Consider the following 16564-nt stretch of genomic DNA (forward strand, 5'->3'; position numbering starts at 1 on the left):
AAAGAGGAGTGCGGCTTCTATTATATCCGCGCTTGCCTCCTTTATAAACAGGACTCGCTATGAAATGTAAACCCATCCTGTGGATATGTCTTGTTCCATTTTTATGCTTCGGCCAGGCTGTCAAAGAGGTTCAGCGCACACCCGATGGAATACACACCGCTCTGCCGGATGGAACCCTCGGAATTTACCCGTTATCCGAACGAGCGGTGCGTATCAAGTTTTTCCGACCTCTTCAGTCTCCGGTTCCTGAATTCGTTGTAACTCAAAATAACCCGGTGCCGGAGTTTCAGGTTGCCGATTCTCCTGAAAAGCTTGAGGTAAAGGTGAAATACCTTTCAGCCGTCCTGGACAAACAGACCGGCAACCTCTCCTTCCTCGACCATTCTGGAAAACCATTTCTCAGCGAGAAAGCCGGCAGCCGCAAGTTGATTCCCAATGAGGCCCTGTCGGAACCCTGCTTGACGGTGGAACAAAGTTTCTTATCACCAACCCGCGAATATCTGTTCGGCCTGGGACAGTTTCAGGACGGGCATTATAACCTGCGGAATGTCAGCCGGCGTTTGACGCAGGTCAACTCGCAAATTTCTCTTCCTTTCATCTATTCAAGCGAGGGTTATGGTCTCCTTTGGCACCAATACGGATTAGTTGATTTTAATCCTGCTGACCATTCAATCGCGCTCGAAAAACAGGTGCAGGTTGCACATGGCGGCCAGTCCTCGGCTGAAGTGACTACGAACTCCGGAACGCAGAAGGTGCTACAAGACCAGTTGCGCTATTCCGGATATTTCAGGGTTCCTGAAGATGGCGTCTATTCCATCTTTCTTGATTTGGGCGATATGGACAATCGGCATTTTGTGGTGATTGATGGCAAGCCTTGTATCGATGTGAGCAATTATTGGCTCCCCCCTACTACGAGTGCGCTCGTAGATTTAAAAGCCGGGGAGCATGAGGTGCAATCGATCTGCAAATCAAGCAACACCCCCAGAATCTCGTGGAAACTGGTTGACAATTTGACCACCTTCCGCTCTCCCAACGCCCATATGCTCGATTATATCGTGTTCTATGGACCGTCGGCAGACAGTGTCGTTGCTGCGTACAGGAATATGACTGGTCAGGTGCCCATGTTGCCGCGCTGGGCATACGGTTTTTGGCAGTGCCGTGAACGCTACACGTCAGGCGCCCACCTGGTCGAAACAGTCAAAGAGTTTCGCAAAAGAGACCTGCCCATGGATGTCATTGTCCAGGACTGGCAATATTGGGGCAACCAGGGTTGGGGCGTGCCTCAGTTCGACAGTGTCCATTATGCCAATCCTTCCGGATTTATCAAAGATATCCACGATATGAACGCTCACTTGAGCATTTCCGTCTGGTCAAATCCTGACCGGAATTCCGTCATCGGCAGAATGTGCGCGGCCCACAATCTCTATGTGCCGGAGAGCAAATGGCTGGATTATTTTAATCCGCTTACCAGAGAAACCTACTGGAATACCTTGAATGATTATTTATTTGCCTCTGGCGTCGATTCATGGTGGATGGATGCCACTGAACCGGAGAATGACGCCCTGAAAGGAGCGAAAACGTACTATGGATTGGGGGATTTTTACCGCTTGATCTATCCTTTGTTCGCCAGTCAGGCGGTTTATGAGGGACAGCGAAAAACAACCGGCGCCAAACGCGTTTGCATCTTGACCCGCTCCGCCTTTCTTGGGCAGCAGAAATATGGCATCATCAACTGGTCAGGGGATATCGGCGGAACATGGGACTCTTATAAACGCCAAATTGTTGCGGGGTTGAATTTTGTCTTGACCGGTTTACCCTATTGGACGACCGATATCGGCGGATTCTTCCGTCCGGGTAAAACACAATATACGGATAAAAGCTATCAAGAGCTGCTTACCCGTTGGTTTCAATGGGGCGCCTTGAATCCCATCTTTCGCATCCACGGTTACCAGACAGAAACAGAACCATGGAAATACGGGCCGCAGGTTGAGGAGCATCTGCGCAGAATGCTGAACCTGCGCTATCGTTTAATGCCCTACATTTATTCCGAAGCCTGGCAAATCACCCGACATGGTTCCACCCTGATGCGTCCTTTGGTCATGGATTTTACTGGTGATCAATCAGCCTTACGTCAACGTTATGAGTACCTGTTCGGCAAGGCGCTGCTGGTGGCCCCGGTCACCGCTCCTCAAGTCAAAGAGTGGCAGGTTTATTTGCCGACATCTGCCGTCTGGTACGACTTTTGGACCGGCAGACGTTATTCCGGAGGTCAAACAATCAAAGTTGATGCTCCTCTGGATCGGCTGCCCATTTTTGTCAGAGCCGGTTCCATCATCCCCATGGGACCTTTTATCGAGTATGCAGCGCAACAGAACGATCCGATTGAAATAAGAATTTTTCCCGGTGCCAACGGCGAATTTGTGCTTTATGAAGATGAAAACGATAACTATAATTATGAAAAGGGTGCTTTTTCTACGATTCTATTCAATTGGGATGATGCTCGAAATGAATTGACTCTCCATGAACGCCAGGGCTCCTTTCCTGGCATGCTTGCAGAGCGTCGATTCAACCTGGTGCGGGTTTCTCGCGACAAGATCAGTGGCATCGACATAAGCAAACCTGGCACAACCACCCTGTATAATGGCAAGCCCTTAGTGGTCCATTTTTAACAGCGTACATGGTTTATCAATTTTGGAAAAGGCAACAACCGATATGAAACTGAGCACATGGATTGCATTGCTCCCCGTCATACTTACCGGTCAGCCCCTGGCGCCTACGCCGCCCATGGGCTGGAACAGCTGGGATTGCTTTGGACCTACGGTGACGGAAGAGGAAGTAAAGGCGAATGCGGATTATATGGCAATGCATTTGCGGAAATTCGGATGGGAATATATCGTGGTCGATATCCGCTGGTACGTTGAAAACGACAAGGCTCATGGCTATAATGAAAATGATGCCATTTTTTCGATGGATGCCTGCGGCCGGTTCCTGCCGGCGGTCAATAGATTTCCTTCGTCTGCCGGCGGTCAAGGTTTCAAGCCGCTCGCGGATTATATCCACGGCAAAGGGTTAAAGTTCGGCATTCATATCATGCGTGGCATTCCCAAACTGGCCGTAGAACGCAATACACCGATTCTCCACAGTACCGCCACAGCCAGGGATATATACAGCGACAAGGTTTTATGCACCTGGCTGGGCGATATGTATTCCATCGATCCGGCCAAATCCGGTGCTCAGGAGTACTATAATTCTTTGTTTGAATTATACGCCTCCTGGGGCGTTGATTTTGTCAAAGTGGATGACCTCTCTCGTCCCTATCATAAAGAGGAAATCGAGATGATCCATAAGGCCATCGATTATTGCGGTCGGCCTATGGTTTTCAGCACCTCTCCGGGTGAGACGCCGATTGAATGTGCCGAGCATATCAGCCGACATGCCAATATGTGGCGCATTATCGATGATTTTTGGGACAACTGGTCACAACTTGCCATGCATTTTTCGCTCTTCGAAAAGTGGCTCCCCTATATGGGCCCCGGTCACTGGCCGGATGGCGATATGCTGCCTCTGGGGCGAATCGGTATCCGGGCGGAACGCGGCGATGACCGGATGAGCCTGCTGACCCGGGATGAACAGACGACCCTGATGTCGCTGTTTCTGATATGCCGGTCGCCGTTAATGTTCGGCGGCCATTTGCCGGACAACGATCCTTTCACATTGAGTCTCATCACCAATGCGGAAGCCTTGGCTGTATTGCAAAAGAGCAAAAACAACCGGTTGCTTTTCAATGAAGGTGATAAAATCGCCTGGATCGCCGACGATTTGCACTCGGACGCCAGGTATGTCGCCGTGTTTTTCCTTCCCGATCAAAAACCGATTCTGGAAAAAAACGCTGTGTGGAGCAGCAAACCGATCACATACAAAACCGAAGAACAAAGTGTTAAATTGAATGTGGATATAAAAGGAGCCCAAAAGCTTTATCTGGTTGTGACCAATGGCGGGGATGATAATAACTGGGATCATGCCGATTGGATCGAACCAAAACTCATCGGTCGCAATGGCGTTATGAACCTGACCGACCTGAAATGGGTCAACGCCAGTGCAGGCTGGGGAAACGCGACCGTCAATCATAGCGTGGCCGGAAATACACTGGTGGTGGACGGCGTCGAATATGCGAACGGCATCGGCACGCATGCGAATTCCATCATCGAGTACGATCTGCCGGCAGGATACGATGCCTTTACCGCTTTAGCCGGATTGGACCGGGAATGTGTTTCCCATTCCGAGGGTGCTACGGTCCAGTTTCATGTTTTCACGCAAAATCCGTTCGGATCAGCTACCGAAGATTCAACCAGGATAGCGATCCATTGCACACAGCTTGGTTTGAAAGGCCCTGGTATCTTTCGTGACTTATGGGCTCGACGCGATATGCAATCCGGTAATGAAATCATTTTATCCATACCAAAGCATGGATCCCGATTGCTCAAGATCTCGCCGCAGTGATCGCGGTGTTCGGCACAGAACCAATATAGGGAAAAATATATGAGAACAGCGTCCCAAGTTCTTTTCAGCGTCTTGATGGCCGGACTTTTGACTTTTCATTCGGCGTCCGGGCAACCTGCAAAAAGGCCGATCGTCATTTCACCACAGGTCAATTCAGACTGTACCGTGGTCTTTCGTTTTCTGGCCCCTGCTGCCAGGGAGGCTGCCGTCGATGTTCAATTCGAGAAAAAGCCTGTATCCATGCACAAGGATTCCGCGGGGGTTTGGAGTATCACCCTCGGTCCGGTGGAACCGGATATCTATCCGTATCATTTTGTGGTGGACGGCGTGCATGTGGCCGATCCGAATAATTCAGCCATTTTCCCGAACGAAGGCTTTCAAAACAGCCTGGTGGAGATCACCGGCAACCAACCGTTAATACACACGCTTCAGGACGTCCCCCATGGAACGCTATCCTATCGTTACTACTCTTCCCCCGAATTGGGTGTCCGTCCGGTAGTGATCTATACGCCGCCGGGCTATGAAAACAGCCGCAAAAAATACCCTGTGCTCTACCTTTTGCATGGCACCACGGACACTGAAGAAACCTGGACCAAGGTAGGCCGGGCTCATATCATTCTCGACAACCTGATTCATCAAAATAAAGCGACGCCCATGATAGTGGTCATGCCCTATGGCCGCGCTTATCCGGCAATCAGCAAATCAACATGGAGTCTACGCACCTGGGAGAATTTGCAGGAATTCAAAAAGGATTTTTTTGCCAACCTGGTGCCTTTTGTGGAAACGAACTATCGGGTAAAAAAGGACAAGGACAGCAGGGCCATTGCCGGGTTTTCAGGCGGCGGTGGTGAGGCCCTGTATCTCGGATTAAACAATCCGGATTTATTCGGATGGGTTTGCGGATTCGCACCGGGCATGCTGAAGGAAGAATTCGAGCGCAATAATGCAGTCGCTTTCGCAAATCCGGCCTTAACCAACCAACGATTGAAATTATTCTGGATCGGTGTGGGAAAAGAGGATGGTTTATTTCCGATCATCTCTGAGTATTTACAGGTACTGGACGAAAAACAGATCAGACATGAGACTTTTATCTCGGCAGGAGGCCATACCTGGATGAATTGTAAACTGTATTTAGCCATCATCGCACAAAAATTGTTCAAACAGCTATGAAGGAAATGAAATGAAAAGAAAATCCATCGCTTGTTTGCTTTTTGCTGGCGTACTTGCTTTTGCTGATAGACCGGCATCGAGCCAGCCGCCGAGAGGGCCTTGGGTGGTATCGCCCCAGGTGAATCCGGACCATACCGTAGTGTTTCGCTATCTTGCGCCGACAGCCCGGGAGGTCCTGCTCAACGGACAATTCGATGATAAACCGCAAGCCATGACCAGAGATTCAATCGGTATCTGGAGTGTAACGGTTGGGCCGATTAAGCCCGATATCTATCCCTATAATTTTATCGTGGACGGAATTTCGGTGATGGATCCAGCCAATACGGAATATTTTCCCAACGAGCGTTTTAAGGCAAGTCTGGTCGATGTTCCCAGCAACACGCCGCTGATGCATTCGCTTCAGGATGTACCGCACGGCACGGTTACATATGAGTATTATCCTTCGGCTGCCGGTACAACCGGGTGTCTGGTCATCTATACGCCCCCCGGCTATGAACATCATTCGAAAAAATATCCCGTCTTTTATCTTATCAGCGGCACGACCGATACCGAAGAAACCTGGTTCAAAGTCGGCCGGGCCAACCTCATTTTGGACAACCTGATTGCCCAGGGTAAAGCCAAACCCATGATCATCGTCATGCCTTATGGAAATATAGAAGCCAGAATCGCAGCGCAGACCGGCAAACCCAAACCCGCAGATCCGGCTAACAGGGAAGGAGAAGAGGCGGTTAACCGTGCCAGGGCATTCGGCCAGGATCTTGTTAATAATGTCATTCCTCATGTCGAAAAAAACTACCGTGTGCTAGCCAACAGATCGAACCGGGCTATAGGCGGCTTTTCCCGCGGCGGCGGCCAGACCTTGCGCACCGCCTTTGATCATCTGGATAGGTTCGCATGGCTCTGCTGCTATAGCGCCTACCTTTCCGGCCAGGAGATGGAACGCGACTACCGTTTTATATATGAAAATCCAAAACGCACCAACCAACAATTGAAATTACTTTGGGTCAGCGTGGGCAGCGAAGATTTCCTGTACCAGCAGACGCTGGACTTTTTAGACTTTCTGGAAGCAAAAAGCCTGCGTCATAAAAGATTGATCACTTCAGGCGGTCACACGTGGATGAACACCAAACTATTTTTAACCGAGAGCGCTCAATTACTTTTTCAATAAAGGATCGAATGTCATGAAGAAATGGTTTTTTTTAACATTCAGTCTGGTGCTGGCGATTCCCGCGGCCAGGGCTCAACGACCACCCAGATTGAATTCGCCGGAAATACATGCTGATCATAGCATCACCTTTCGATATCACGCACCTCATGCCCAAAAGGTCTATTTAGATGCCGAATTCTTATCCGCGCGCCAACCGATGCAAAAGGACACCACCGGCGTTTGGAGTGTTACCGTCGCGCCGGTCCAGCCGGATATCTATCCCTATTTCTTCTGGATTGACAGTGTTCAGGTCGCTGATCCCAACAATACCTGTCTGTTCGCCAATGAAAGGTTCAAGCGCAGCTTGGTGGAAATACCCGGTGATCCGCCATTGCTACATGAAATGCAGAAGGTTGCTCATGGTAAAATCAGTTATCGGTACTACAAATCAATGACGCTGTCGAGCACCCGCACGCTACTGGTTTATACGCCGCCTGGTTTCGAGGCGCGTGGTAAGAAAAAGTACCCGGTGCTGTATCTTATTCATGGCGGATCGGATACGGAAGAGACCTGGACCAAGGTGGGGCGCGCCAATCTGATCGCTGATAATCTGATCGCGCAGGGAAAAGCCAGGCCTATGCTCATCGTCATGCCGTACGGCAATGTCCGGCCCAACCCCATGGCTGAGTTTACCAAAGAGGTCATCAACGGCATCATCCCATTCATCGAGGCCAACTATCCGGTTTATACCGATAGTCCGCATCGCGCCATAGCCGGGTTCTCTGTTGGCGGCGGACAGACCCTTAACATCGGACTGATGCATGCGGACAAGTTCGCTTATGTTTGTTCCTACGCTCCTTATACCGCCACTGAGGAGTTCAAGATGAATTTTTCCAATTGGTCGCCGGATGCCGCCTTGTTGAACGAACAGCTGCGGCTGTTCGGCATCAGTGTCGCCACGGAAGATTTTTTATATGAAAGCGTGCTGCAGAATATTGCGATGTTCAAGGAAAAGAACCTGAATGTGCAAACACTTATTGTTCCGGGCGGCCACACCTGGATGAATTGCCGATTGTATCTGGCCAATACGCTGCAGCAGTTGTTCAAAGAATAAAAGCGGTGCATAAAAAGAGAAAAGAGTTGAGATGAAAGTGAAACCCGTTTTTCTCTTTCTTATTTTAACGATCGTAACGGCTGACAGAGTCTCAGCCCAGACTTTAACGCATCCTTTTCAGCCCACGCTGTCCTCATTGGAAAAAGCCGATCCGGTGCCTGAATGGTTCAAAGACGCCAAGTTCGGCATTTATTTACACTGGGGTGTATACTCTGTTCCGGCATTTTCCAGCGAATGGTATCCGCGTGCCATGTATATAACGGGTTCTCCAGAAAATAAACACCATAAGGAAATTTACGGTGACCCATCTCAATGGCCATACAACAACTTTATCACCGGAGCAAAGGATAAGACAGGTCATTATGTCCAGTTTGCGCCGAGGTTAAAAGCAGACGGCGGCCAATTCGATCCTGATGATTGGGCCCAGCTCTTTGCCGACGCAGGCGCTCAATTCGCTGGCCTGGTGGCTGAACACCATGACGGCTTTTCCATGTGGGCCAGCCAGGTCAATCCCTGGAATGCCAAAGAGATGGGGCCCAAGCTGGACTTGGTCGGTTTGCTGACAGAGGCCATTCGCAAAAGAAATATGCGCATCATTCTGTCCATGCATCATGCCTACAATATCACCGGATATTATGAACCAGCGCCTCATGCCAGCGATGTAAGATTACAGATGTTGTTCGGGCAGCAGGGCAAGGAAAAAAATGAGGCTCTATGGCTGAGCAAACATAAGGAAATTATCGATAACTACAAACCTGATATCATTTGGCAGGATTTTAATCTGCATCTCATCTCCCAGTCTGTCCTTTTAGAGTTTTTATCTTATTATTATAACCGGGCTGCCCAATGGGACAAGCAAGTAGTCGCCACCTTCAAGGACGGCTTGAATACAAAATGCGCTGTACTTGATTATGAACGCGGCGGACCAGTGGACATTACCGAAAATTATTGGCTCACCGACGATGCGGTCAGTTCTTCCAGTTGGTGCTATACCGAGGGTATCGGTTACTATTCTAAAAAGCAGATACTGCACGGTTTTCTGGATCGGATCAGCAAGAACGGCAATCTGTTACTTAATTTATCACCCACAGCAGAGGGCGTCATCCCGCAGGAACAAAAAGATATTTTGCTGGCCATGGGGACATGGCTAAAAAAATACGGCGAGGCGGTGTACGCTACCCGGGCGTGGGAAGTCTATGGAGAAGGCCCGACCAAAATGGGGGCCGCCCATGGCATTTTCACAGCTCCGGCGGAAGGCACCGCCAGGGACATCCGCTTTACCAGGTCTAAAGACAACCGTACGCTCTATGCCATTTTACTCGGTTGGGAAAACGGCCAGAAGGAGGTCCTGCTCAAATCACTCTCCTCTCATCGAATCGACGGTAAAAAACTGAGATCAATCGAGCTGATCAACGGCCATAAAGGGAAATATTTGCCATTATCGTTTAAACAGTCGCCTGAAGGATTATTAGTTACTTTACCTGAACGCACCTTTGATGATCTGGCCTATGTGTTAAAACTTGGTTTCGATGGCAACATTCCCAAATTTGCCGGATATGCTGATCTTGATTGTTCACCGCATTATTACATCGTTCCCGGTGATAACAACGGTAGCTTGGTGCTTGGTTCTGATCGGACGCTGACAGGGAAAAGAAAAGACCCGTCAAATCACTGGAAGTTGAGTTCATCAGGAAAAGGCCTATATAAGATTATGAATCGTGCAAACGGTGAAGTACTCCAATGCAGCGGGTTAAAACATGATCTGACAATTGCAAATTTCAAGGGAAAAGGCGGTCAATTTTGGACTATTGAAGACGCTCATAATGGATTATTCAGAATATCAAACAAGCGATTTGCCGATCGAATCATCTGCCAGAGCACAAGATCCGTCGAAGGAGCTAAGGTAGAGTTGAGCCAGGCACCGATCGAACCCTATGACAAATGGAAACTCGTTCAGGTCTGTGAAACACCGCAGCGGGCTTTTAAGGAAAACAGTATTCCTGGAATCCTTGAGGCGGAGGATTATGATACCGGTTGTCCGGACGACGCTTTTTATGACCTGTCAGAAGTCAACGAAGGCGGGCAGTATCGAATCAGCGAACCGGTGGACATTGAAAAATGTTCAGCCGGCGGATATAATATTGGCTGGACCCGACTCGGAGAATGGCTGACCTATTCCGTGTTGGTAAAGAACACTGCTACGTATCAAATACACTTTTATGTCGCCTCCAGTTATGACAGCGGCAAATTACATCTGGAATGTGATGGTAAAAACCTGACCGGCATTCTGGCCGTTCCCAACACAGCCGGTTTTCAAAACTGGACCAGTGTAAAAAAGACGGTAAAACTCTCCGCTGGCCCGCATTTGCTGAAATTGGCAATCGACGGTGATTTTCTGAATCTTGACAAAATGGTATTTGAAGAACGGCCATAGCTGTTCATTACTTTCGGAGGTCAGCGTGATCTCTACCGAGTACAATTCAAAAATACCAGCTTTCGTTCGACCAGGACAGTCCTTGTCAAGTGCATCGTAAATATTGCGAAAAGGTGATGCAGTAAATATTAAGTAAAAAACAGTTAAAAAATAAGAAAGGAGTATTTCCACATGAAAAAACTAGTATGTGCCGTGCTGCTGGCTCTCCCGTTGATCTCATTAGCGCAGACCGCAAAGATCAAAATTGACATCGAGAGAACGATTGCGGAAATTGATCCGAACATTTATGGTGTGTTTATGGAACCCATTCATTTTAGCGGTAAAAGACTGGGTTTGCCTGACACGGCCAGCTTTAATACGCTGTATGGAAATTTATACGATCCCGCTTCGCCCTTGGCGGATGAGAACGGTTTTCGAAAGGATTATATCGAAGCCATGAAGGAGCTGAAGATCGCTAATATGCGCTGGCCAGGCGGGAATTTTGTCATGGGCTATAATTGGCAGGACGGCATCGGACCAAAGGCCCTGCGGCCTGGCCGCATCAATCTGGCCTGGGGAGGAGTGGATAATAACCACGTAGGTACCGACGAGTGGATCGCGTTGAATAAAGCAATAGGGAGCGAAAACATCATCTGTGTCAATCTTGGGCTGGCAACCATCCTCGATGCTTGTCACTGGGTTGAATACTGCAATTATACAAATGGCACCCATTATTCCGATTTACGGGCCAAGTATGGACACCCCAAACCCTATAACGTTAAAATTTGGGATCTTGGCAATGAAGTGGACGGCTCGCCCTGGGAACTGGGGCATAAATGCGCTGAAGATTATGTCAAAATCGCCCGGGAGGCGGCCAAGGCCATGCGGTCGGTGGACCAGACCATTAAATTGGTGGCGTCCGGCTCGTCCTATTATGAGAGTACCGGTCAATGGGTGGAATGGAACCGCAAAGTGCTGACCGGCCTGGCGGATAAGATCGATTATCTTTCCATCCATCGCTATTGGGAAGGCTCCGATGATTACTATACTTTTATGGGGCAAAGTGCGATGGATTTTGAGGAAAAGATTACTGTTCCAGCCGCTGAAATTCGCGCCGTCAAAACGATGAAAAACATCGAGAATCCCATCTATATCTCCTTTGATGAATGGGGCACTTTTGGCCGAGATTTCCTGTCCGTATTGCCTATTGCGCAATGTTTCAACTCTTTTCTGCGCCACGCCGATGTCGTTAAAATGGCCAATTTCACCATGGCGACCTCTTTATTGGCAAGCGACCGGGAAAAAGGCACCTACCGATCACCCTTGTTTCATGTATTTAAACTGTTCTCAAATAACTGTCGCGGCAATTCAATCGATACATACGTTCAATGCGACACTTTCAACACCGAAAAATACAAGGGTATACCCTATCTGGACGTCACCTCGGTTTATGCCAGGGAATCCAAAACCGTCTATGTCAACGTTGTTAACCGGCATAAGGGAAAAAGCATAACAGCTGATATTTTCAGCAACTCGGGCACGTTTTCCGGGAATGCCGAGACTACACTTTTAACGGTCGCTTCACTGGAAGAGCCGTTCAGTTATGACAAACGGGAGCAGTACCTTCCGGTCGGCAGAACCATAAAAACAGCAGGAAATAAAATCGTCGTTTCGTTCCCGGCGCATTCGTTTACCCAGATCAAAATTGCTTTAAAACCCTGATGGTGCCGGCTGTTTGAAGGCCAAAGGAAGCACGCCATACGGTGTGCCAAAATCCTCGAGTTTGCCGTGGCTACTGCTTACATGCATGAGGCAACCATGAATTCGCCGGACATCATAGCAACTCTCAAAGAAGGATGCATGACTATGAAAAAGTACTTCTGCCTGATTCTGCTCTCCGTTATGTGTTTGTATTCATGGAGCTTTTCGGGCGACGATTGTGAAAAAGATATCGACGACAAAAGAGGGGTAATGGTTCCCTGGCAAAAAGGAGCCCATGAAACCGGCAAGTACCGCAATGTTTTTCTGGAGGCCGGTTATAAACAGGAAGATATCGATGCAAAACTGGCTAAAGCCTATTATGATGTATTCGAGGGACCGAACCGTGTCTATTTTCAAGTGGGCGATACCATGGCCTACATATCCGATTTGAAGAATCACGATGCACGCACCGAGGGACTTTCGTACGGCATGATGGTCGCCGTTCAGCTTGACAGGAAAGATGTGTTCGACCGTTTATGGCGCTGGACGAAAAAGACGATGCAGCACCAGGGCGGCGCGCGCGATGCCTATTTTGCATGGAGCGTTAAACCGGAAACCGGCGAGCACAATGCCGAGGGTTCAGCTTCCGACGGCGAGTTGTATTTTATCACATCGCTGTTGTTCGCCGGCAACCGCTGGGGGAATCATACCGGCATCAACTATTACGGAGAGGCGCGCAGAATTCTCGATGCCATGTGGCGTAAGGATGGAACAGCGGGGATTATGAATGTAATTAATGTCAAGGAGAAAAAGATTACATTCGTGCCGGACCTGTCGGGTTATGACTGGACCGATCCTTCTTATCATGTACCGGCCTTTTTCGAGATATGGGCTGAATACGCCCACGATGGTAAAGAACCGTTCTATAGAGAATGCGCCGATTCGGCCCGCGCTTATTTGCACCGGGCTTGTTCAGCTCCAACCGGTTTGAATCCCGACGTTACTGAATTCTCGGGCGAACCGCGGAGGTTCGGTTTTATGCCGGCGGCTTTCCGTTTCGATTCATGGCGCGTACCCATGAATATTGCGATGGATTATTCATGGTACAATAAAGACGGGACCTGGCAGCAGGATTATTGCAAAAGAATCCAGAACTTTCTTTTCTGCAAGGGCCTGGATACATTCGACGATCAATTCAATCTGGATGGAACTCCCCCCGCCTGGATACTTCCGGCCGGCGGCTACCAGAAATTGCGCCATTCATTGGGATTGGTAGCAACTTCTGCGGCGGCCTCGATCATGGGCACACAGGCAAAAAGCTGGAAATTTGTCGATGCCGTGTGGAATGCAAAACTGGAACCTTACGAGGATGGATACTTTGACCCGTACTATGATGGTCTTCTCTACCTGTTCAGTTTGATGCATCTAAGCGGAAACTATCGGATTATTACTCCTCAGACCAAATAAGAATAGATCGATGCCAGCTGCAAAACCGCAATCCTTTTGGCGGAGATATTCATCAACATTGCTGCGGCTAACCTATGAATGAAAGGAAAACCATGAAACACCTTACAATTGGTATCTTTGCTTTACTATGCATCAATTGTTACGGCCAACCATATTCGAAAAGCTGGAAAGATTTGAATTACGCTGGCGACTCATTCCAATATCACAGGTTAGATATTTATCTGCCTGTAATTGAAAAGCCGACATATCCTGTGGTGATTTCAATTTATGGAAGCGCATGGTTTGGTAATAATTTAAAAGGAAGCGATCTTGCAACCTTTGGCAAGGCATTGCTCGATGCCGGTTTTGCTGTTGTTACTCCGAACCACCGTTCGAGCATGGATGCAAAATTTCCCGCACAAATTCAGGACATCAAAGCCGTTATTAGATTTATTCGGACAAATGCTGCAAAATATCAAATTGATACTTCTTTTATAGGGATAAACGGATTTTCATCAGGTGGTCACCTGTCTGCATTAGCGGGAACTTCCCGATTTACTAAACAATTTACGGTCGGCTCGACCACCTATGATATAGAAGGCAATGTCGGATCAGATACGACAGTCAGCAGCTCAGTCCATGCGGTGGTCGACTGGTCGGGGCCTACAGACCTTCTGGTGCTGGATTCCTGCAGGAGCACTCCTCTTCATGACGGCGCCAATTCCCCCGAATCACTCCTCATAGGGGGCTCGGTTCAGGACAACCAGGATAAAGCAATGTTGGCAAATCCCATAACTTACATCGATGCAAACGATCCTCCATTTCTTATTCTTCATGGCGATGCAGATCAGACAGTGCCCAGCTGTCAAAGTACATTGCTTTTTGATGCTCTGCAGAAAGCGAATGTACCGAGTCAACTTGTTTTGATTCCCAATGCACAGCATGGGACAGGCATGTTTTCAGAAAAGTACTTCAAAATGATGATCGATTTTTTCACGACGATTTCCGGGATGACCGCAGTTGATGTCAAGGAGAGTAAAAATTCATCCAAGTTTTCGAGCTTTTCAAATTACCCCAACCCTTTTAATCCATCGACGACAATCGAATATAGTCTGAAGGATGACTCAATAATTGAGATCAAGATTTTTGATAATTTTGGCCGACTTGTAAGAAGCCTTTTCAAGGGCCAATCAACTTCCGGAACACATAATTTAGCCTGGGATGGCCGTGATGATAATGATAAGCAGCTATCAAGCGGTCTTTATTATTACCAAATCAAATCAGAAACTTTTTCTTCTGCTAATAAAATGTTGTTATTGAAATAATCGAAATTAAGTGCCCGATACCCCATTTTCAGAGCGCTAAGCCATAATCGGCAGCCTCATCATCTCTTAGCGACTGGGAAATTGACCAATCTGAATCTGGAAAACAAGGAAAATTGCTAAAAAGCATACAATTAGGCGATATCGTTGGGGGGCAACTTGCGCAGAAATTAAGGAAGGACTCTTTTAAAGCCGACGCGCTCAAAATAGCAGGTGCGTTTACAAATGACTTGTGCTCGATTCCGCAAAAAGCTAAATTGTGCAAAGTAGTGTGATTGCATAACCTCAGATTGGTACGGATGGCGCTGTCTTTTGCATTTTTTACGCTATAGCGTGTGATTTCATGATTCATGCTCTCCTCTTTATGCGCTCGCATTATGATGGTCTTCTTTACCTGTTAAATTTAATGCATTTGAGCGGCAACTATAGGATTATTGCTCCCCGGACCAAATAAGACTATACTATTGCCAAATTTGAAATCGCAATATTCTTCAAGGCAGGATAAAATGATCCTGCCTCCACTTTCACAAGCCAGCGGAGGTACGATTCGCGCATGAAACGGCCTGTCATTTTTTTCTTCCTGTTCACCTCTCTCTGCAATGCGCAAATGATGGATTCCTTCGACAAAGGGAAAATAGAGGGCTGGTTTTTACTCACCGGCGACGGCAATGCTGCGATCACTCTGGAACCAAAGAACGGCTACGCGACCATGACGGTGGATGGAAGCAAAGATAAATACAACTGCTATTGGACTTGTATCAAACGGGACGTCACTTCCTTTCTCGATTTAGCCAAGCTGAAAGATCCGAATTACCAGCTTCGGGTCGAAGCAAGAGTTCGCCTGCACAATGCGCCCCGCAGGTTGAACTTTATGGTCAATACCAACCGGACGACGGACTTTCATATCGACCTGATGGAATACGATATCGCAGATACAACCGGCTGGCATGTAATAAGCATGACGACAAAAAAATTCGATGCCCGCCCCGGGGATTCGGTTTATGTGCAGTTGTGCGCAACCGACTTTGGGCTCGAAAAAGATTCCCTGGATATAGATTATTATCGCGCAGATATTGTTCATGTTAAAGAAGCCGGTGAGGACCAAGGTGAACCGATTCGCTACCATCCCCCAATTCCGAAAACAGAATACTTTTCGCATCACCTCCCTGTAGCTCAAGATGGTATGATCAATCCCGACTTTCCTGAGGTAAATTTCAACGACTGGCATGGTATTGAAAAGGGAAAGAAGGTTCGCACCATAACCGTCGCCGGAAATGCATGGGGAATACTGAAATGGGATTTTTCATCTTTTAAAAATGCGAAGGTTGCCGAAGCGGGTTTGCTCGAACTTGTCACTCAGTCGGTTCAGCTGGGAGGAGACTATATTAAAGCGTTTGGCCAAGATTTTGGCATCGAATTCCCGAGGATAAGGGTCATAGAAGTACTTGCAGGCGATGCCGACTGGGACCAGGCATCTGTAACCTACAACTCTCTCACCGGCGGCAGTCCCTACTCCAAGGTGTTCAATGCACAAATGATTTATGATTTCGATGCACAACATGAACCTGGCGGAAGAAACTTTATTACCATTCCCAGACCGGTCATGGAGCGCTTGATAAACGGTGAGACAAAAGGATTACTGATTCGACCGCTGGGAGCATTAGTCGCCTCTTTCTATGCTTCTGAAAACCAGGCTGGTAAATACGCTGCAAAATTGCATTTTAATTTGGCCCGGTAATCTGAGTGCGCGT

At 48.1% G+C, this 16564-nt stretch carries 11 protein-coding genes; 10 read left to right on the forward strand and 1 reads right to left on the reverse strand.

Going from position 1 to position 16564, the window contains the following annotated elements; genetic code table 11:
- The first annotated feature begins 59 nt into the window (after nucleotides 1-59).
- The 9 genes from PLH32_16760 to PLH32_16800 all read left to right on the forward strand — a co-directional run bounded on the left by PLH32_16760 (nucleotide 60) and on the right by PLH32_16800 (nucleotide 14816).
- Nucleotides 60-2669: a glycoside hydrolase family 31 protein gene (locus tag PLH32_16760; protein HQJ66258.1), complete on the forward strand. Its 2610-nt coding sequence runs from the start codon at nucleotides 60-62 to the stop codon at nucleotides 2667-2669.
- A 43-nt stretch (nucleotides 2670-2712) separates the two neighbouring features.
- Nucleotides 2713-4500 carry an NPCBM/NEW2 domain-containing protein gene (locus tag PLH32_16765; protein ID HQJ66259.1) on the forward strand — a complete coding sequence of 596 codons (1788 nt, stop codon included), beginning with the start codon at nucleotides 2713-2715 and terminating at the stop codon, nucleotides 4498-4500.
- Between the two features lie 75 nt (nucleotides 4501-4575).
- Nucleotides 4576-5670 carry an alpha/beta hydrolase-fold protein gene (locus tag PLH32_16770; GenBank protein HQJ66260.1) on the forward strand — a complete coding sequence of 365 codons (1095 nt, stop codon included), beginning with the start codon at nucleotides 4576-4578 and terminating at the stop codon, nucleotides 5668-5670.
- A 10-nt stretch (nucleotides 5671-5680) separates the two neighbouring features.
- On the forward strand, nucleotides 5681-6838 hold the full coding sequence (locus PLH32_16775) for an alpha/beta hydrolase-fold protein (GenBank protein ID HQJ66261.1): 1158 nt from the start codon (nucleotides 5681-5683) through the stop codon (nucleotides 6836-6838).
- Between the two features lie 13 nt (nucleotides 6839-6851).
- Complete coding sequence (locus tag PLH32_16780) at nucleotides 6852-7931, forward strand: alpha/beta hydrolase-fold protein (protein HQJ66262.1); 1080 nt, start codon at nucleotides 6852-6854, stop codon at nucleotides 7929-7931.
- Nucleotides 7932-7962: 31 nt separating this feature from the next.
- Complete coding sequence (locus tag PLH32_16785) at nucleotides 7963-10365, forward strand: alpha-L-fucosidase (protein HQJ66263.1); 2403 nt, start codon at nucleotides 7963-7965, stop codon at nucleotides 10363-10365.
- A 171-nt stretch (nucleotides 10366-10536) separates the two neighbouring features.
- Nucleotides 10537-12066 (forward strand): alpha-L-arabinofuranosidase C-terminal domain-containing protein, encoded by a 1530-nt coding sequence (locus PLH32_16790; protein ID HQJ66264.1) that lies wholly within the window; start codon nucleotides 10537-10539, stop codon nucleotides 12064-12066.
- Between the two features lie 249 nt (nucleotides 12067-12315).
- Complete coding sequence (locus tag PLH32_16795) at nucleotides 12316-13512, forward strand: glycosyl hydrolase family 8 (protein ID HQJ66265.1); 1197 nt, start codon at nucleotides 12316-12318, stop codon at nucleotides 13510-13512.
- Between the two features lie 92 nt (nucleotides 13513-13604).
- Nucleotides 13605-14816 carry a prolyl oligopeptidase family serine peptidase gene (locus PLH32_16800; protein ID HQJ66266.1) on the forward strand — a complete coding sequence of 404 codons (1212 nt, stop codon included), beginning with the start codon at nucleotides 13605-13607 and terminating at the stop codon, nucleotides 14814-14816.
- Between the two features lie 28 nt (nucleotides 14817-14844).
- Here the strand turns inward: PLH32_16800 and PLH32_16805 are convergent, their stop codons facing one another.
- The gene (locus PLH32_16805) at nucleotides 14845-15165 is read right to left on the reverse strand and encodes a hypothetical protein (GenBank protein HQJ66267.1); all 321 of its coding nucleotides are present in this window, start codon (nucleotides 15163-15165) and stop codon (nucleotides 14845-14847) included.
- Nucleotides 15166-15366: 201 nt separating this feature from the next.
- Between PLH32_16805 and PLH32_16810 the strand changes: the two genes are divergently transcribed.
- Nucleotides 15367-16551, forward strand: coding sequence for a hypothetical protein (locus tag PLH32_16810; GenBank protein ID HQJ66268.1), 1185 nt, complete (start codon nucleotides 15367-15369; stop codon nucleotides 16549-16551).
- Nucleotides 16552-16564: the final 13 nt, after the last annotated feature.

The sequence above is a fragment of the bacterium genome (assembly GCA_035419245.1).
Taxonomy (GTDB): domain Bacteria; phylum Zhuqueibacterota; class Zhuqueibacteria; order Residuimicrobiales; family Residuimicrobiaceae; genus JAKPUX01.